This window comes from Paenibacillus sp. IHB B 3415 (assembly GCF_000802655.2).
Taxonomy (GTDB): Bacteria; Bacillota; Bacilli; order Paenibacillales; family Paenibacillaceae; genus Paenibacillus_AQ; species Paenibacillus_AQ phytohabitans.
Genome location: NZ_JUEI01000018.1, coordinates 83,824 through 102,985 on the forward strand (window position 1 = coordinate 83,824; position 19,162 = coordinate 102,985).

General features: G+C 52.2%; 15 protein-coding genes and 2 tRNA genes. 7 read left to right on the top strand and 10 right to left on the bottom strand.

What is annotated here, in order from left to right; all coding sequences use genetic code 11:
• Positions 1 to 8: 8 nt before the first annotated feature.
• Positions 9 to 1,805 carry a helix-turn-helix domain-containing protein gene (locus QW71_RS37890; RefSeq protein WP_052769958.1) on the bottom strand — a complete coding sequence of 599 codons (1,797 nt, stop codon included), beginning with the start codon at positions 1,803 to 1,805 and terminating at the stop codon, positions 9 to 11.
• A gap of 296 nt (positions 1,806 to 2,101) precedes the next feature.
• Here QW71_RS37890 and QW71_RS09960 point away from each other — a divergent pair.
• The 3 genes from QW71_RS09960 (at position 2,102) to QW71_RS09970 (ending at position 3,831) form a co-directional block, all read left to right on the top strand.
• Positions 2,102 to 2,185 (top strand) — tRNA-Leu (locus tag QW71_RS09960).
• Between the two features lie 65 nt (positions 2,186 to 2,250).
• A tRNA-Leu gene (locus QW71_RS09965) sits at positions 2,251 to 2,334 on the top strand.
• A 108-nt stretch (positions 2,335 to 2,442) separates the two neighbouring features.
• Positions 2,443 to 3,831 carry an MATE family efflux transporter gene (locus QW71_RS09970; RefSeq protein ID WP_083442489.1) on the top strand — a complete coding sequence of 463 codons (1,389 nt, stop codon included), beginning with the start codon at positions 2,443 to 2,445 and terminating at the stop codon, positions 3,829 to 3,831.
• A gap of 126 nt (positions 3,832 to 3,957) precedes the next feature.
• Here QW71_RS09970 and QW71_RS09975 read toward each other — a convergent pair whose 3' ends face one another.
• The 3 genes from QW71_RS09975 to QW71_RS09985 are packed head-to-tail and all read right to left on the bottom strand — an operon-like array spanning position 3,958 to position 7,120.
• Positions 3,958 to 4,806, bottom strand: a complete 849-nt coding sequence (locus tag QW71_RS09975) for a carbohydrate ABC transporter permease (RefSeq protein ID WP_200905907.1) — start codon at positions 4,804 to 4,806, stop codon at positions 3,958 to 3,960.
• 2 nt (positions 4,807 to 4,808) lie between these two features.
• A complete protein-coding gene (locus tag QW71_RS09980) occupies positions 4,809 to 5,750 on the bottom strand; it encodes a carbohydrate ABC transporter permease (RefSeq protein WP_083442490.1) in 942 nt (313 codons plus the stop codon).
• Positions 5,751 to 5,779: 29 nt separating this feature from the next.
• A complete protein-coding gene (locus tag QW71_RS09985; RefSeq protein ID WP_039296906.1) occupies positions 5,780 to 7,120 on the bottom strand; it encodes an ABC transporter substrate-binding protein in 1,341 nt (446 codons plus the stop codon).
• 266 nt (positions 7,121 to 7,386) lie between these two features.
• Here QW71_RS09985 and QW71_RS09990 point away from each other — a divergent pair, with 266 nt between their 5' ends.
• Complete coding sequence (locus QW71_RS09990; protein ID WP_039296909.1) at positions 7,387 to 8,139, top strand: response regulator; 753 nt, start codon at positions 7,387 to 7,389, stop codon at positions 8,137 to 8,139.
• Positions 8,136 to 9,926, top strand: coding sequence for a sensor histidine kinase (locus QW71_RS09995; RefSeq protein ID WP_039296911.1), 1,791 nt, complete (start codon positions 8,136 to 8,138; stop codon positions 9,924 to 9,926). Before QW71_RS09990 ends, QW71_RS09995 begins: the two co-directional genes overlap by 4 nt.
• Before the next feature lie 79 nt (positions 9,927 to 10,005).
• Here QW71_RS09995 and QW71_RS10000 read toward each other — a convergent pair whose 3' ends face one another.
• Positions 10,006 to 11,292: a Gfo/Idh/MocA family protein gene (locus tag QW71_RS10000; RefSeq protein WP_039296914.1), complete on the bottom strand. Its 1,287-nt coding sequence runs from the start codon at positions 11,290 to 11,292 to the stop codon at positions 10,006 to 10,008.
• A gap of 127 nt (positions 11,293 to 11,419) precedes the next feature.
• Here QW71_RS10000 and QW71_RS10005 point away from each other — a divergent pair, with 127 nt between their 5' ends.
• Positions 11,420 to 12,235 (top strand): AraC family transcriptional regulator, encoded by an 816-nt coding sequence (locus tag QW71_RS10005; RefSeq protein ID WP_039296916.1) that lies wholly within the window; start codon positions 11,420 to 11,422, stop codon positions 12,233 to 12,235.
• A gap of 120 nt (positions 12,236 to 12,355) precedes the next feature.
• Positions 12,356 to 12,781: an HIT family protein gene (locus QW71_RS10010; RefSeq protein WP_039296918.1), complete on the top strand. Its 426-nt coding sequence runs from the start codon at positions 12,356 to 12,358 to the stop codon at positions 12,779 to 12,781.
• A gap of 117 nt (positions 12,782 to 12,898) precedes the next feature.
• Here the strand turns inward: QW71_RS10010 and QW71_RS10015 are convergent, their stop codons facing one another.
• From QW71_RS10015 to QW71_RS10035, 5 genes are all read right to left on the bottom strand, one after another.
• A complete protein-coding gene (locus tag QW71_RS10015; protein WP_039296920.1) occupies positions 12,899 to 13,714 on the bottom strand; it encodes a DUF2935 domain-containing protein in 816 nt (271 codons plus the stop codon).
• Positions 13,715 to 13,859: 145 nt separating this feature from the next.
• On the bottom strand, positions 13,860 to 15,167 hold the full coding sequence (locus QW71_RS10020) for a 6-phospho-beta-glucosidase (protein ID WP_039296922.1): 1,308 nt from the start codon (positions 15,165 to 15,167) through the stop codon (positions 13,860 to 13,862).
• Between the two features lie 6 nt (positions 15,168 to 15,173).
• Entirely contained in the window at positions 15,174 to 16,169 is a 996-nt protein-coding gene (locus QW71_RS10025) for an N-acetylglucosamine kinase (protein WP_039296923.1), read from the bottom strand.
• Between the two features lie 462 nt (positions 16,170 to 16,631).
• Entirely contained in the window at positions 16,632 to 17,627 is a 996-nt protein-coding gene (locus QW71_RS10030; protein ID WP_039296926.1) for a LacI family DNA-binding transcriptional regulator, read from the bottom strand.
• A 108-nt stretch (positions 17,628 to 17,735) separates the two neighbouring features.
• Positions 17,736 to 19,124, bottom strand: coding sequence for a sugar ABC transporter substrate-binding protein (locus QW71_RS10035; protein ID WP_083442491.1), 1,389 nt, complete (start codon positions 19,122 to 19,124; stop codon positions 17,736 to 17,738).
• Positions 19,125 to 19,162 lie beyond the last annotated feature (38 nt).

Below are 19,162 nucleotides of genomic sequence, written 5' to 3' on the forward strand. Positions count from 1 at the left end.
ATTTCAGTTCAATCCTCTGTTAAGCCAAGCACTGTCTCTGCAAGTGTATCTCCCCGGCGCTCCAATGACGCTACCAGCGTCAGTAGCTCTGCCTGCTTTTCCCGTTGCCGGGCCGTCCAGCTAAGTCGGGGTGAGGCTCCTGTCTTCCGGACTACAGCAGGATCGGGAAGATTCTTATAAAAGTCTTCGAGCAGAGCAGCCATTTCAGCATATACCCCGGCCATTTCCGACAAGGCTGTTAGCTTACGCTGATCCTGCACCAGAGGCAGAGATTCCTGCAAATAGGCGGCGGCACTTCTTCTGGCATCGGTCAGCGCCATCATGCAGAAGTGGTTGACTGAGAGCCTGCGGCTGTACGCTTCATCCTCCGCTGCAGCATACCACTGATGGTCCAGCAGTCCCTCGCTCCATACTTCCAGAGCCTTGTAGCCGGCTGTATAACAGCTGCCGCCTTCGGTCTCCATATGCATAGAATCCAGCTTAATCCGAAGGGAAGCATACAGATTATCCAATGCAGAAGGGAGCGCGGTCTGTTCGCCAAGACGGATAATCTTATAGGGCCAATGATCGACATGAAGGTAACCCTTGCTTATCTCCATATACATCTGGAATTCAGAGTTTGCTTCAAGCACTTCAAAGGTCTCATCGTCAAAATAACTCCGGCACAGCAGGGTCAGGCCATCCTCCAAATATCCGGTAATCACTCCCCATTCAGGTGCCACCCTGAGATTAATGGCTATAGGCAGCCTGCCTGCACGAATATCCTCGAGAATCGCCAGCTTCTCGGCTGCGCGCTGCTTCGGCTCCAGCCGGTTGGCCTGGATGGCGTGTATTCCATAAGCCGTGCAGGCTGGCACGGAGTGGTCATAGACGACTAGCGCATCCGCAGAGCTGTAATCCCACACCGGTTCAAAAGCGACCCTCCAGCATGCTCCTGAATAACCCATAACCCGTTCATAGGTTGTCTCTATCCCTCTGGCGGCAAGTGAGAGCGCCATTGCTCCTGCCCAGGAGCAGTCCATTCCCCGGCCGAATCCCAGCCGGCTGATTCCCTCTACAATGCACTGCTGATCGGCAGGATCACTTTGGCAGAGAGAGGCCCGGTCCGGACTGTAATGAATCTGTTCGCCTTCTGCACAGCTAATAGTATGAATGCCATGACCATTCAGGTACACCAGCAGCAGGTAGTCATTGCCTTCATTGTCAATCAGACTCGGAAACAGCTCATGCGAGGCGGTGAAAGAATTCCACCGGAAATGCTCATAATGCTTCATTTTCTGTAAGACGCTGCGGTTTGCCTGTTCATTACCGTAATTGGCTTCAAGAATCTGCAGCTCATTGCTGCCGGAGACATAGCCGGTAGAATGAACATCTATCACCAAAAGCTGGTCCTTCAGCACATAAGTTGAATAGATTCCCGCTGGGGTCTCATAGGTAACGAGCAGCAGCTTTAGACGGTCACCCTCTAAAGATTGGGGAAAGACCTGATCCCCGGCAATTAAGCTTAGGCGGTTCGAGGTAACAAATTGATTCACGAAATGAGTAACATCCAGCTCCTGCTGGCCATCCGTGTAGATGGCTGAGAGTACCACAAGCTCTTGAGGCAGCAGAATGCTGTCGATCGAGTGACTTAATGCAGCGGATAGCAGGGGAAGGGTCGCGGTCTCCGGCAGGGATTTACCGGTTTCCCATTTGGATACCGCCTGGGTGCTGACATGCAGCTGCTGCGCTAATTGCTCCTGTGACAGGCCTTTAGTTTTGCGAAGTGTGGCTATCCGTTTTCCGATTTTTTCGCTGCTGACCATACCTGATACACTCCCATAGATTCATTCGACGTCGTAACTCTATTATAATCTGAACTCCTGAAATGACCATTTATTGGAGTATAGGCCCGGAGATGGAAAAATCAACTGCAGGTTGATGCACAGGATTTCTCTGGATGCATGTCGTAAGCCGCTGTTAAAGTACTCCGTTCCTGATTTCCGCTTTGTTCAGCATATCTTCCTATGATAAATATCTTGAACAAAAAAATAAAAAAACTCTTGTTCTTCCGATAAAATCATGATATATTAATTCTTGCATTGCATTGAATCTTTTCTTTGCGGTCATGGCGGAATTGGCAGACGCGCTGGCTTCAGGTGCCAGTGATAGCAATATCGTGGAGGTTCGAGTCCTCTTGACCGCATACAGCTTTATACGTAGTGCAAGCGAAAGCTCTTCTTCCTGAAGGGCGCATTGAATCTTTTCTTTGCGGTCATGGCGGAATTGGCAGACGCGCTGGCTTCAGGTGCCAGTGATAGCAATATCGTGGAGGTTCGAGTCCTCTTGACCGCATACAGCTTTATACGTAGTGCAAGCGAAAGCTCTTCTTCCTGAAGGGCCTTTTTTATTTTTGCGGAAGTTTGCCGCAACAAGTCTAAACATAAGAGAAGTGAATTTGTAATGGAGCCCAGCAGCAGTATGAAGCCCAGCCAGCGATTCCTTGAGAAGCATTTCTCCGGAGAATCCATTGACTATCGCCAGATCATAGCGTTATTCCTCCCTGTATTGGTGGACCAGGCCTTCGTGGTCGGGCTGAACCTCGTCAATACAGCAATGATCAGTTCCTCTGGAGTAGCGGCAATCAGTGCGGTGAATATGATAGATTCGCTGAATATTTTTCTGATCAGTGTGTTCATCGCCGTATCCACAGGGGGCACGGTCGTTGTAGCCCAGTACAAGGGAAGCGGCAACGAGCTTATGGTCTCCAAGGCGACCGCCGGAGCGGTGTCTTCCGTTTCTTTGATGGCTTTTTGCATCGGATTATTCGGAATTGTGTTCCATGGTCCACTGCTGCATTTATTGTTCGGTGCGGCTTCGCCTGAGGTGATGTCCAATGCCCGGACGTATCTGATCGGCAGCAGCTTATCCTATCTGGGGATTGCTGTGATGGAGGCGGTATGCGGCGCGCTGCGCGGCATCGGGCGGACGAGGGCATCGCTCGTACTGTCACTGATTATGAATTTCTCCTATGTACTGCTGAACTTTGTCTTCATTAACGGGCTGCATATGGGTGTGTTCGGAATGACCATTGCCATTAATATATCGAGGTATCTTGCGGCCGCCTGCTCGCTGATCTATCTCTTCCGGCTGGACAGCAGCCTGCATGTGAAGATCCGTGACCTGCTGGTGCTGAACTGGACGATGCTTCGGAGAATTATGTCGATCGGCCTGCCGTTTGCGGCGGAGCAGATGTTCTTCAACGGCGGGAAGATTCTCACGCAGATCTTCATCGTCAGCCTGGGCACCTATGCGATTGCTACCAATGCGATCAGTTCTACGCTGGCGGGAGTGATGCAGATTCCGGCGAATGCCCTGTCCCTGACGCTGATTACGGTGGTCGGTCAATGCATAGGAAGCCGCAATGTCAAAGATGCACGCAAATTCGTGAAGTCCTTCCTGTGGCTGTCTTCGGCCTCTTTTATACTGATGGGACTGCTGATCTTCCCGTTATTCAATCCGCTGGTATCGATGTTCCATCCGCCGCAGGAGATTGTCCGGGATATCTTCATTGTCTTCCTGATTAACTCGCTGGCCCAGATTCCATTATGGTCGATCAGCTTCATTACCCCTTCGGCGCTTAGAGCGGCGGGTGATTCCAAGTTCACCTCGATTGTTTCCATGCTCTCAATGTGGCTGTTCCGTGTAGTACTCGGATATATTCTGGGGATTGTGCTGAACATGGGCATTATCGGGGTATGGCTGGCAATGAACTGTGAATGGGGGATACGCGGCTTCATCTTCATACGGCGTTTCCTCGGCGAGAAGTGGCTGCAGCACAAGGTCATTTAAGCGTATCTGTCCCGAACATCAGCTAAAAATAAAACAAGAACCCATTCTCCGCGTTCAGGCGGAGGATGGGTTCTTATGCATAAGTACAGGCCTTGCGTTACCAGTAATATAATGTGCGGCTGCAGCCTATCCCTTAAGTCCGGTAGTCGAGATGCCCTCGACGAAATACTTTTGGCAGAAGAAGAAGAGCAGTACGCAAGGAACGATGCTGACAACCGACATTGCCAGAACTTGATTCCACGACACGGCAGAGGAGGCATCCAGCGAGAGACGCAGTCCCAGGGATATGGTGAATTTGCTCACGCTGCTGATATAGATAATCGAGTTGAAGAAGTCATTCCAGGTCCACATGAACTGAAAGATCCCGACGGAGAAAATGGCCGGCTTGCAGAGCGGAAGCAGCACCCGGGTGAGCACGGTGAAGGAATTGCAGCCGTCAATTGTTGCCGCCTCATCAAGGTCGCGCGGCAGCCCGCGGATGAACTGGATCATCAGATAGATAAAGAATGCGCTGGTGGCGAAGGCGGCGGGGATGATGAACGGCAGATACGTATCCAGCCAGCCCAGCTTGTTGAACAGGATGTACCGCGGAATCATCACGGAGGCGTTCGGCAGCATCAGGGTAGCGATCATGACGGAGAAGAGCAGGGTCTTCAGCGGGAAGTTGAACCGGGCGAACCCGTAGGCTACCAGCACGCTGGACACGATGGTGAAGATGACGGTTGGAATGACAAGCTTCAGCGTATTGACGAAGAAATCCTCAAACCCATATTGCCCAGTCCCCTGCCAGCCCAGCTTATAGGCATCCCAGACATAAGTCGTCGGCAGCAGCCGGCTAGAGCCGAAGATATCGGCATTGGTCTTGAAGGAAGAAGTGAACAGCCAGATTAGCGGGTACACCATAACGAGGCCGAGGACAATCAGAAAAATATAGTTAAGCCAGGAGTTCTTCGAATCATGCTGCAGTTCTCTCATTGTTATTTCCCTCCGTCCTCGTAGTGTACCCAGCCGCCGGATGATTTGAAGATTACTGCGGTGACGGCCATGATGATTAAGAACAATATCCATGAAAGCGCTGAGGCGTAACCCATCTTGAAGAAAGTGAAGGCCTCCTCATAGAGCTTCAGCGCATATAGATAGGTGGATTTCATCGGTCCGCCATGGGTAATGACGAAAGCGCCTGTGAATTCCTGGAAGGCATTGACCATCTGCATCACCAGGTTAAACAGCACAATCGGAGTCAGCATAGGTACGGTAATGCGGAAGAACATGCTGAACCGGGAAGCGCCGTCGATCGAACCGGCTTCATACAGATCATTAGGAATCTGCTGAATACCGGCCAGAAACAGTACCATGGACGAGCCGAACTGCCATACAGTGAGTAGCCCCAGTGTGTATAGGGCAATGTCCGGACTGCCGAGCCAGTCGACTGGTCCAAGATGAAGCCGGGCCAACAGGCTGTTGACGACGCCCTCTTTCATGAAGAGGAAACGCCACAGGACTGAGATTGCCACACTTCCTCCCAGTATGGAGGGCAGATAATAGACAGTTCTGAAGAAGTTGATCGCTTTCAGCTTGGCGCTGAGCAGCATGGCGACGAACAGGGCGAAGGCCAGCTTGACCGGAACAGCCAGCAGTACATAAATGCCGGTTACCTTCAGGGATTGATAGAAATCGGGATCTTCTGTAAAGATTTTATGATAATTGTCCAGTCCGACCCACTTGGGGGCGCTGACCATGTTGTAATCGGTGAAGGAGTAATACAGGGACGAAATAAACGGATACAACTGAAAGATCAGCAGGCCGATCAGCCAGGGCAGGATGTACAGGTAACCAGCATACTGATAGTTTCTTCTAACTTTGATTTTACGCCGGCCGGACTTCGGTGTCTTGTTTAGAATGGATTGCGGTACAGACACAGCAGGTTCTCTCCCTTCCTATGGGGCGGTTATTCTCTGTCTTGTAGGTCTTTCAGCTTGGAGGTCAGGCTGGCAATCAGCTCATCCGCCGCCTGCTCTGCATTCGATTTGCCGTAGCTAACCTTCTGGACGATATCGTCCATGATTTTCTGTACTTCAGAGTTATTGGCAACGGCATTATCGACTAGTCCTGCATGGCTAAGGCCCAGCTCAACGGCATTTGTGATGGCGGCATCAATCTTGCCGGCTGTAACGGCTGCTTCCTGTGAAGCCTTAACCGGTGGTACAGAGCGGACATCCCCCAGAATGGCTGCCGCCCCGGGATCATTCATGAACCAGCTCAGGAACTTCACGGCTTCGGTCTTATGCGCGCTGTCATTGCTGACAGCGAACAGCTGCGAAGGTCTGACCAGCACGCCGGAGTCCTTGGCATCTTTGGCAATTACGGGAAGAGCGGTAATAACCTCGGTGCCTTCCGGCAGTACAGTCTTGAGGGAAGGCAGGATGCTGCTCATCGATGGAGCAATGGGAATCTCCTGATTGATCCACTTCGGATTCTGATCGATTTTGCCGAAGAACAGATCGCTTTCACCCAGCGGCTGATAGACACCGGCCTGCATTGCCTGATAGAGCCAGTCGAAGCTTGCCGCCGCATCCTCTTTGCTGAAGCCCAGCGTGTAATCCTCCTGGACCCACTGCTTGCCTGTACACTGCTTTAGCATTGTGACCATATCCTGACGCAGTGCGGCATGGTCGGTCAGCAGGAGGTATTTCGAGCTGTCCTGTGCATGCAACTGCTTACCGGCCTCAAGGAGGGAATCCCAGGTCCACTGGGCAGCGGAATCCACATTCAGCTTATCGGCCAGTGACTTGTTGATGATCAGGCAGTAGGTGTTAACGCCTGTAGGCACAGCGGCCAGCTTGCCGTCATACATGCCGTAATTGTCCAGGAAGCCCTGGTCGAAACCGGAAGCATCGAATTCCGGCTGCGCTTTCAAGTCGACGAAGAAATCGCCTTTCTTGGTCAGCTCCTGCAGCCACGGCAGATCAAGTTGCATGATATCGGCCGAGGTTTTGCCGGCAAGCTGGGTCTTGATCTTCTGCTCGTAGCCGTCAAAGCCCTGATATTCTGCCTCAATGGTTACACTCGGCTCAACCTGCTTGTAAGCCTCGATTGCGGCCAGCGTTGCGGCATGGCGGTCTTCGCCGCCCCACCAGCTGAAGCGCAGCGTCACCTTCTCTTCTGCATTTGCGGCATTGCCGGCGTTTGTACTGGTGTCCGAAGCGGATTTGCCGGAAGAGCAGCCGCCGAGGAGTGAAGCGAGCAGCAGAGATGCCAGGCCCATGGCCCCCCATTTGTTTCTTTTCATGGTCATTCTCCTTTGAATGCTTTAATGTAAGCGCTTTTAATTATAAGATGCCCGAAGGGCTTTTATAAGGGAGCCAATCTTAGATTAGGGTATCATTTTCCGCGTGAATTAGAGGGGAGGGTATCCTGATGTTGTGAAAGGAATCATTTCTTCAGCAGTTTAATTCATCGTGCGAATGGCCTGCAATATGCTCCTGGCGTTCTGATATACTGAATGTAAGCAGTTACATTGAAACTACATTGCAACCAGGGAAGGAGGGCGGCGGGATGTATAACCTATTGATTGTGGATGATGAAACGGAGACACGTGAGGCGCTTTCCAGTTATTTTCCGTGGAATGAGATCGGATTCCATATCATCGGCCAGGCCGGCAACGGGCGCGAGGCGCTGCATTTCATTGAAGGCGAGGAGCGGGTGGACATTGTGCTTACTGATATCAAGATGCCTGTGATGACCGGGATTGAGCTGGCCGAGGATCTATATAGAAGCAAACGGGATATCAAGGTAGTCTTCCTGAGCGGATACCGCGATTTCGAGTACGCCCAGCAGGCCCTGCATTACAGGGTCAGCAATTATGTGCTAAAGCCGGCGAAATACCATGTGCTGCTGGATGTATTCGTCAAGCTCCGTGAGGAGCTGGAGGCAGGGAATGTGGAGAAGGAGCGCTCAGCGGCAGAGGATCTGCAGGGGAGCGATGAGAGCTTCATTATCCGCCAGATCAAAGACTATGTCACAAGCCATTATCAGAATGCCTCACTCGAACAGGCGGCCCGGCTGGTCCATATGAATGCCAACTACCTCAGCTTCTTTTTCAAGCAGAAGACGGGCCAGAATTTCTCGGACTATGTGATTCAGCATAAAATGGAGGTAGCCGCCGGACTGCTGCAGGACATGAGCTTCAAAACCTATACTGTCAGTGAAATGGTCGGCTACAGCAATGCCAAGAACTTCACCCGCACCTTCAAGAGCTATTATGGCAAAACACCCAGTGAATACCGGAACGGTCCGGCCGCCCCATGAGAGAAAAGTATTTCGTCAAGCAGCTGGCCATCTTTCTGATTCCTTTGCTGATTCCGGTCATTATTCTGGGCTCGCTCTCGATGTTCTCCGCCCAGCGCGATATCAAGGCAGATATCAATCAGAACAGCAGCTTTCTGCTGCAGCAGTCGAAGACCCAACTGGAGATGATCCTGAATGAACTGGACACGCTGTATCTCGCCCTGTACGATAACGCCGATATTTTTAACGAATTGTCCGCTGTACTTAAGAACCCCTCGTATACCTACGAGAGCTCAAACACGAACCGGATTATCTCCAGTTTCCTGAATGCCTTTACAAGCTCCAAGCCCTATATCCAGTCCTTCTATCTGTATGTCGATAATCCGTACAACCGGTTTCTGTCCTCCGTAGACGGGCTGGTGACGCTGGATCATTTCTATGATACCGACTGGTACGGGCAGTTCAGCCGCTATGAGGGCCCCCCCGCGAAATGGACGGCAAGGCGCGAGCTGAAATTCTATTCCTTCGAGACGAAGCCGACTGCAGTGGTAACCTTCTATAATGTGCTGGTACCGCGCAAGATTGCGATTATTCTCAATATCCGGCCCAAATATATTGAGAGTCTGTTGAATGACATTACCCGTTATCCCACACAGCAAATGTTCGTGCTTGATGAGAATAGCCAGGTGATCTTCTCCAATGGGCGCGGGGAGCTTCCGCAGCATGCGGAGCTACTGAAGATTGCAGAGCAGCCGGAGTCCTTCTTCGATATGGACACACCGGCAGGGAAGGTAAATGTAACGAAGGTGGAATCGGAGCGCTACAAGTGGAAGTACGTATCGGTTATTCGCCATTCAGAGCTGTACAAAACGCCGTCACGCATTCTGTATTACACACTGGTGTTTGTGGCTGTCTCTGTAGTGTGCGGCTTTCTGCTGACCTTCGTGCTGATCCGGCGCAACTACAAGCAGCTTAAGATGATCAGGATGATGATCAAGGCTGCCGATGACAGCCATTTGCTGCTGAGGCCGCCCGCAAAGGTCAAGGACGAGTACTCACTGATTGTCCAGAATATGATGACGCATTTCATCGAACACCGCTATATCCGCACCCAGCTGCTGGAGAAAAAGTACCGTCTGCAGGTAATGGAGCTGCTGGCGCTGCAGTCCCAGATTAATCCCCATTTCCTCTACAACACGCTGCATTCCGTCTATTGGGAGTCAGTTGCGCTGACCGGCAAGCCTAATAAGGCGAGCGAAATGATCGAAGATCTCTCGGATATTCTCTCCTACTCCTTCAGCAATCCTACAGGAACGGTGACCTGGGAGAACGAGCTTGGCAACACTATCAGCTACGTCAATATTCAGAAGAAGCGCTACCATGACAAATTCGAGTGTATCTATGAATACAACGAAGAGCTTGCCCGTCTGTATACCTTCAAGCTTGTACTGCAGCCTTTGCTCGAGAACAGTATTTATCACGGAATTAAGGAAAAAGCGGGTCCGGGTCTCATTAAGGTAAAGTTCGTGCGCAGAGGAGAGCAGCTGTCGCTCAGTGTGATCGACAACGGTATAGGCATGACCGCAGAGCGGCTGCGTGAGGTCCGGCACCGGCTGGATGCGGATGAGGAGCGGACGGAGCATCTCGGACTCTACAATACGAACAAAAGATTGAAGCTGACGTACGGCTCGGCTTATAGCCTGAGTATCCGCGGCAAACCCGGATGGGGGACCAAGGTAGAGCTTGTGGTACCCTGTGTCTGGAATGAGGCTGAACTGTCGGGCCGGGAGCGGAGTGATGTCTCATAAGAAAAAGGCGTGTACTCCGGTTTGGGCCGGGGGCACGCCTTCTTCTATAAGTCCAGCGGGAAGGGAAGACGGCCGTGAACTACGCCTTCCAGATATCGTCAACCTTCACCGGCTGGCCGGTCTTGATGGAGCGGTTGGCGGCAATGCCGGTCATGATCGACATTGCGCCGTCCTTGTGCGAGGCTGCGCGGTTAAAGCGGTCTTCCTGCTTCTTGTCAAAGATATCGCGCAGCAGCACCGGATCGCCGCCGCCATGACCGCCTGCGCTGCTCTCGAACTCCACGCGGTAAGGCTCTTTGAAGTGCGGATAGATCATGATATTCACGCCTTCCAGCGCGCCTTCATTTTCCTTTTTGCCGCCGGAATTGACGTAGGATTGCTCGGTAATGCGGACCTCCATCCTTCCCTGTGTGCCGTTGAAGACGATGATGAAGCCTTCCCACGGCATATACGCGTTGAGCGAATAGTTCATGACCGTCTTGTTCTTATATTTGACCATAACATTCATCGTATCTTCGATGCTGATATTGTCCCCGAATACGCTCTGGTCGCGCTGGTAGCCGTCTTCATGCTCGGCATCCAGATACATGCTCTTCAGGTGCTCATTGCGGTCCAGATGGAGCGCGAACGGGTCGTTCTCGGCAGCCTTGCTGCCGTAGGCACGCTGGTAGAACTCGGTGATGCCGCGTTTCTCGGCATTCTCCTTGCCGTAGAAGCGCAGATCGCCCATCGCGAACACGGTATCCGGCTGTGAAGCCAGCCAGAAGTTCATCAGGTCGAAGTGATGCGTTGATTTGTGCACCAAGAGGCCACCGCTGTTGCGTTTGTCGCGGTGCCATCTGCGGAAATAGTCTGCTCCATGCTGGGTGTTCAGCAGCCATTCGAAATTGACGGAGAGGATCTCGCCCAGCACGCCGTCCATAATGACCTCGCGGATCTTCGTGTTATGCGGCGCGTAGCGGTAGTTGAAGGTGACACGCAGATTCTTGCCGGTGCGCCGGATGGCATCGAAGATCTCCTGGCATTTCTCTTCGTCAATCGTCATCGGCTTCTCGGAAATGACGTCACAGCCAAGCTCCATTGCGCGGATAATATACTTGTGATGCGTGCGGTCAATGGTGGTTACCAGTACATAGTCAGGCTTGGTTTCAGCAATCATCCGGTCGAAATCTTCGGCTTTGTAGGTAGGCACCTCATGATAGCCGTATTTGTCAGTCAGCATATGATTAGCGAAATTCATCCGCGTCTGATTGACATCACAGATGGCCACCAGCTCGGACGTTTCGTTGTAAACGGTAACAAGAGCGCCGTAGAAAAATTCGGCCCGGCCACCGGTACCGACGATTACATATTTCTTTTTGGACAAGGGGATCACTCCATTTACTTGGATTTGATTCTATTTTATAGTATAGGAAATGCAGAAAGTGAACGGTATTTAGTCTATTTAGACCGAAAGTATGCATATCTTATCCTCACAGGAGGCCTGGTGCAGAGTGGAGCCCATCTTTCAGATTGAGCAGCTCAAGCGGAGCGGATACTTCAATATGGACATCGACCATTTCCATGATTTCTATGAGATTTACTATCTGCTGTCCGGGGAAAGGCATTACTATATCCGCAACCGTATTTACGCGCTGGAGGCCGGAGACCTGGTGTTTATTAACAAAAATCATCTGCACCGCACAACGGGCGGAAACCACCAGCCGCATGAGCGGGTCCTGGTCAGCTTCGATGATTCGTATCTGGAACCGGCTGCTCCCGGGCCGAACTGGATGAATGTCTTTGCGGGGGAGAGCTTCCTGCTGCGGCCCACTGCGCATGAGCAGGGAGTGATTGCTGATTTGCTCTACGCCATGCTGGGGGAACAGAAGGAGGCTAAGCTGTGGGGCGGTGAATATACCAGGACGCTGCTGCTGCAGCTGCTGATCCAGCTGGAGCGGATACGCAAGGCGAAGCCCGCCCTGGTCTCTCCCGAACAAAGCGAGGGGCAGCGCCGGGTGTACGGCATCATTGAATTTCTGGATGCCCACTACGGCGAGAAGCTTACCCTTGGCGGGATAGCCGAGCAGTTCTTCATCAGCTCCACGTATTTGTGCCGGACGTTCAAGCAGACGACAGGCTTTACGATTATCGAATACCTGAATTATGTCCGCATCCGCGAGACGAAGACGCTGCTGACGGAAACAGATTGGCCGATCACCCGGGTCGCAGAAGCGACGGGTTTTGAGAGCATCGCTCATTTCGGGCGGATGTTCAAGGGAATTACGGGGCGCTCTCCGCTGCAGTACCGCAAGCAGCACCGGGCGTAACCAGGAGCTCCGAATTCGATAGAGTGTAACCGTTTTAATAGTCGGCAGCAGATTTGTGGAGCAGTATAGAGCATGTACTGAGAAACGCAGTGTAATCCAGAGGGGAAAGGATCTGAAGGCATGGAGAAGAATCAGGAGTGTATGTACTGTATGGAGGATGAACGGCGGGACAACCTGATGATTGAAATCTGCGAGCTGGGGGTTTCGACAGTTTTTCTGTTCAAGGAGCAGACGTATAAGGGAAGATGCAATGTGGTTTACCGTGATCATGTAAAAGAGCTGTTCCAGCTAACCGCAGACGAATTGTCCGCATTCATGAATGATGTCGCACAGGTAGCGGAAGCGGTGGACAAGGCCTTTGGGCCGGATAAAATAAACTATGGCGCTTACGGCGACAAGCTGCATCATCTTCATATGCACATCGTTCCGAAGTACGACGGGCAGGCGGACTTTGGCTCCACGTTCCAGATGAATCCGGGCCAGACCTATTTGACGGATGAAGAGGTTCAGGAGATGGTTGGGAGGATCAGAGCTTATTTGCAATGATAATAACCCTGAGCCTATAACCGTGGCCATCGAATAAGAAATACATGAACCAAAGGCGAATTCTTACCCGGAAGGGAGTGGGAATTCGCCTTTATCCATTTAGGTGCGATTCTTCGTTTAAAACAGGATTTCCCGCTTGTTCACCTTAACACCCGACAAGGATTTATCAAACATATCGAGTATAAAAAGGAAACGTTCAGCTTCACGAAATACATGGTCTGCCAGTAACGGATGAATGATGCTTTTGATTCGGCATTCCTCAATTAAATCACGTGCAGTTTTTTTGAAATCACGGAGTGATTTCACAGATACCTTGTTTTCATCAACAAATTGGCTTAATAAAGGGACGGTTTGAGATTGTGGCCGCATATGACTTAAATCCATGGCTTGAAACAAAAGCGTATCAAATTCATTACTGAATTCTCGTGCCTGGTCAACCAATTTTCTTTCAGAGGGGTCCAGCAAATGACCGATGAATTTCGCGTGGTCAGCCATAATCTTAAGAAAGAAGACATTCTCGTCAATAATCGCATCAGGCAAGGGTTCTAGTTGCCCTGAATTGAGTTCATTCAAGCGGTTTCGGAAATAATTAGCTTCTCTGCTTACATGATCAACCAATAAGGGGAAGTTATTTCCGCCCGGCAGCTTGCATTGCAGTATTAATCCAAGCACCTTTCTTTTAAATGCCCAGATATGGGACACAGCAGTATGCACCTCAGAATTAAACCGCTGAATGTTCTGAGGATCTGTCCCAACGTCAAAAGTATTCGCTTTGTTTTCTATGGCTTCAAATGTGGCATAAAATTGCTCTGCTTCCCTAATTAACTGAGTATCTTCACATCTGAAACCAAGTTTTAAAAACAACGAATGCTCCTTCATGATTCTGGACCAGAAACGTATTTCATCTAAAGAGCGGGCAACGAATGCATTCAAACCTATTCCCCCCTTTTATCAAACTCATGCTTTAGATATATGAAATCGTTCGGTCCCGTATAACAACTTTTTTCAATTTGTACACCTGATGATTTGACGTCCCCTAAGACCGGGGGAAGTACAAGGCAGGTACAGACGCGGGCTCTTATCCGAAGAATGCCGGCAAATACTCCTTATTCGCTTCCAGCATCTCATCCAGCATAGCGATAGCCACTTCGACAGAAGGGACAAGCGGATGATGCGCCAAGGCTTGAATAGCCAGGCTGCGGTCTCCGGTAACGGCGGCGTCGATGGCGAGCTGCTCGTAAGTCTTGACCGCATGGATCAGCCCTTTGGCCATCGGCGGAATCTTGGTCAGCGGCAGCGGCAACGGGCCGGTCTTGGTAACGACACAGTTGACCTCGATGCTGGCATCATCCGGCAGGAAGTCCAGGATGCCGCGGTTCGCAACATTCAGCGTCTGAATGTCATTGGTACCGTTATACAGCGAACGCATCAGGTTGACGGCAGCCTCTGAATAGAAAGCTCCGCCGCGCTGCTCCAGCTGCTTCGGCTTCTCGCTAAGCTCCAGATTACCGTAGATTTCAAACAGCTCTTCCTCCACACGCTTGACGACTTCTGCACGGTTCTCGCCTTTTTTAACCGAGGCCTGCTGCTCTTCAAGCATCGCATCCGTCATATAGAAATATTTCAAATAATAGGAAGGCAGGGCGTGCAGCGATTGCAGGAACTCCGGATTCCACTCGCGCGCCGGAACATTCTTCGCGCTGTAGCCGGCGGTATCGGCCAGCATGTCATCCAGCTTGTCTTCACCTTCGACATCAATGCGGGTGATCCAGTGCAGGTGGTTGAGGCCGACGAATTCGGCATAGATCCGGTCTGGGGCCGCATTATATTTGGCTGATACCTGCTTAATCAGACCAATCGGGGCATTGCAGAGGCCGATGCTCTTCACCTTCGAATACCTCAGTACCGCTTCGGTCACCATACCTGCCGGATTGGTGAAGTTGAGCAGCCAGGCGTCCGGAGCCAGCTCCTCGATATCACGGCAGATGCCGAGGATGACGGGGATCGTGCGCAGCGCTTTCAGCATTCCGCCGGGGCCGGTCGTTTCCTGGCCGATCACGCCGTATTTCAGCGGAATCGACTCGTCGCGGGCGCGGGCATCCAGCATCCCGACGCGGATCTGGGTGCTGACGAAGTCGGCACCTGCAATGGCCTCGCGGCGGTCGGTGGTGAGGTGAACCTCTATAGGGAGACCAGATTTCTCGACCATCCGCTTGGCCAGAGCGCCCACGATGTTCAGTTTATGCAGGCCGGCTTCAATATCCACAAGCCATAGCTCACGGACCGGAAGCTCCTTGTAATGCAGAATGAAGCCTTCTACGAGTTCCGGGGTATAGGAAGAACCCCCGCCGATAACGGCGATCTTAAGGCCTTGATTAGCTGCCAAGATGAATCACTCCTGTCTTGTTGTGATAGGGATATATTCAAACTCTTCAAAGGGACGCATTTTCTCATACATTTCATCGCTTATCGTGATGCCGTCACTCTCCAGCGCCGACCAGAGGGCGCCGACGACTGGCTCCGTAGACAAAGTAACTACAGCTGCGGCCGGTGCGGTTTCCCGCACAGCCTGTTCGATCGGGCCGCGGATCCAGCCGCGGTCGCCCCGGGTCAGCAGGCTTCCGGCCAGCACTACATCAAAATCATCATTCTCCATGCCTAATCTATGGATAACGGCTGCTGCGGCTTTGCCAAGCTCTACACCTTGGCGGTGCAGGATAGCCAGAGCTGCAGCATCGCCTTCGGCCGCCGCCGGGAAGAGCAAGCGGGCGGCATCCAGCGGTACCTGCTTGCCGTGATCCAGGAAATCATTGTACATGTCATCCACCTGTTCATAGCCGAGCAGCTTCAGTAGCGGCTCCGTGAGCAGGGTGGCAGACTCCCGGCCGTCCCAGGCGCGGATGACCGTGCGGAAGACCTCGATATTCAGCGCGCCTCCGCCGCCGAAATCGCCGTACATATAATCGAAGCCGCCGCACTGAAAGTGCTGGCCCTGCGGGTTGCGGCCGGCTGCGTTAGTGCCTGTGCCGCAGATCAGGGCTACCCCGTAGGGGCGGTCCGTACCGGCCCGCAGGCCGATCATCGGATCGCCGCTGATCGTGTATGCTGTAAATCCGATGCCGCGGATCATCGGATGAAGGATCTCATAATCGGTCTTGCGGTCGGCCCCGGCAAGGCCCAGGTACGTATGCCTGATATCCTCCAGCCGGAGTCCGGCTTCAGCCAGAGCGGCCAAGGCTGCTTCGCGGATACTTGCCGCGGCCTGCTGCGCTCCGGTCTGGTGATTACCGTTGCCGCTCCTGCCTTTGCCGAGGATATGGCCGTGTTCATCGCTTAGCAGGGCGTAGGTTTTGCTGCCTCCCCCATCGATCCCCAAATAGTAAGCCAATGGTCGTCACTCCTAAAGTTTTGATAGCCTAACCTTCTTCGATGTTCTCTTCGCAAAACTCGCTTCGGAAGCATATGCTTAGTTTTGATAGCCTAACCTTCTTTGATGTCCACTTTTGTCGATTTGCTTTCATTGCTCGGATTTAGATTTGTTCTGTAAGCTCTTTTAATCCTTACGGACCGTAGGGCCGTTATTTTTCTCATTGTAGTCTTTTTGCCAGGCTAACGGACCGTACAGCGCTTATTGCCTCTCCGGCAGCCCATATCGGAGTCAATGTCCACACTTAAAGGCCGTGGAGTCCGTTAGCTTACAAAACAATGAGCTTTGTTAGAAATAAGGGCCACCCAGTCCGTTAGTGACAAGCAGAATCTCTGTATAGAAGGATAATTCCGTGGGCTCTGCGCCTAAGTATGTTTGCAAAAGACTATTCACAATGTTATTCATTCTGCGGCTACTCCAATGCTACTCTAAATGCGTAGATTCCCGTATGATCAGTTCCGGGTCGATCCGGATGTTCGAGCCGCGCTTCATCTCGCCGCTCAGTCTGCGCAGCAGCATATCGGCTGCGGCTGCCGCCACTCCGATCTTGTCCGCCGGTTGGCGCAGGGTGGTCAGATGCGGGCGGAGCTGGGAAGCAATATAGTGGTCGTCATAGCCGACCACTGCAACTTCTCCGGGCACCCGCACCCCCGCTTCCATCAGGGCGTTGATGACGCCGAGAGCGATATTGTCATCTCCGGCGAATACAGCCGTGGGGAGTGTGCCTGCTTGCAGCCAGCGTCTCGCCGTGCTGTAACCCATCTCGATCTCGAATTCGCCGGAGACGATTTCGAACGGGGTAATCCCCCGGTCCTGCAGTGCCTGCTGGAAGCCGGAGCGCCGTTCCCGCGTGCTGCGGAACATTTCCTGCCCGCAGATATGGGCGATGGAGGTATGCCCCAGCTCCAGCAGGTGGCTGGCCGCGGCATATCCTCCCTTGAAGTTATCGATGGTAATCGAGTAGGTATCGTTCTCCGGCAGCTGATTGTCAATCAGCACATAAGGGATACCCCGCCGTTTCAGCTCCATGATATAATTGTCTTCTTTCATCGGCGAGAGCAGGATGAGCCCGTCTACGCGGTCTTCCTGAATCAGATAGTGGTTCTCGTCCGAGCCGATGCCCGTAGAGATGGAGATTGCCAGGAAATAACCATGCAGGGCCAGCGTCTCATTCAGCTCTTTGACCACCGCATCGAAGAAGGAATCCTGAAGTGTCGTTACAATCAGGCCGATGATGCCGGTCTTGCCGCTGGCCAGACTGCGTGCAGCTGCATTAGGGCGGTAATCCAGCTCTTTGATCGCATCGAGCACCTTCTGGCGGTTGTTCTCCCGCACAGACCCGGCACCATTTAATACCCGCGATACGGTGACCACGGACAGCCCTGATTTTTTGGCTACATCAAAAATACTTACTTTCATCTCAAACGCTCCTTGCGGCGGATTTTCCGGTGCTAGTAACTATCTTCAGTATACAGGGAGCGCCGGTGTTCCGCTAAACGTATAATTACCTATGCGGCTGCTGCCGCTTTATCTTTTGATAATCTCCGTTACTTTCTTCTGAATCACCGGCATCACCTCTTCCAGCGTCTTGTGTCCGGTCTCGACAGGCTGCAGCTCATTAATGAACATGTCATTGATCTGCGAGTAGTTGGTGATCAGATGGTTATAGGATTCATAGCCGTATTTGACCGCGCCCTCGTAGACCTTCTTCACATCCCCCGGATCAATTCCGTCAAAATGCTTGTAATAAACTTCAGCCGCTTCGGTGTTGACCGGCGGATTGCCGCCGCTGAGTTCAATGGACTTCTCCTGGACTTCGGTGGTCATCAGGTATTTGATCCATTCAAAAGCTTCCTTCGGATGCTTCGAATCCTTCAGAATCAGCAGCGGATCGACGAACAGTGTGCTGCGCACCTGCTCATTGCCGCCCCACGGCACTGCAGCTACGCCGATTTTGAACGGAAAATCGTTAGCCCCTGCGAGGTTCCAGGAACCGCCGATCGACATCCCGATCTTGCCTGCAACGAACGGATCGCCGTTCTGTCCGGCTACGCTTTTACTCCACTCGGAAGTGGGGGACACCTTATCCTTGAAGACAAGGTCGAACAGCTTCTGGTAAGCGGCAATGACCTCAGGGGAGTCGAAATGTGTCTCGGAAGGAACGCCGCCGTTGGTCCAGGTATCCGCGGAGTAAGGCTCTGCCCCGAAGTATAGCGGCCGCATATCCCGTTCCGCCCAGGTGAAGTCTACGCCGTATTGCGTTTTGGCGATATCGTCGGAGACGAGGGTCATCTTCTTGGCATCCTCAACCATCCGCTCAAAAGTCCAGCTCTTATCTTCATAGTCGCTTGGCGGATAGGAGACACCTGCCGCATCGAACATATCCTTGTTGTAGAGCATCAGGGTGACATACATATTGACCGGTATACCGTAGGTATGGCAGTTCACCGTGTAGATCTTCATCAGATTCTCGGGGATGTTATAGTCCTCGGCCTTGAAGCCGTCTTCCTTAATGAGGTCGGTCAGGTCGAGCAGCATGTCTTTGTTATAATACTCGGCGAAACCGCCGTATCCGTAGTGGCTCGTAACATCCGGGGAATTGCCGCCGGCAATCAGCGTCTGCAGCTTGCTGTCAAACTGCTCGTATGGTGCCTTCTCCACCTTAACCTTGATATTCGGATGCTCTTTCTCGAAGTCAGGAATCAGCTTCTCAATGAATGTGCGGTCCTCCGAGTCAATCGTATAGTGGGATATTGTCACCTGTTCACCGGACCCGCCGGAGTTCCCGGCTCCGCTGCCCCCTGCTGACACATTCCCTGCTGATTTGCCGCCGCCGCAGCCCGATACAGCTACCATTGCTGTCAGGGCTGTTGTAAGCAGGACGGCCGACCTCTTGCTCTTCATGATCTTGTACATTGTCCAATCCCTCCATGATTTCAAGTATTGTGGACCCG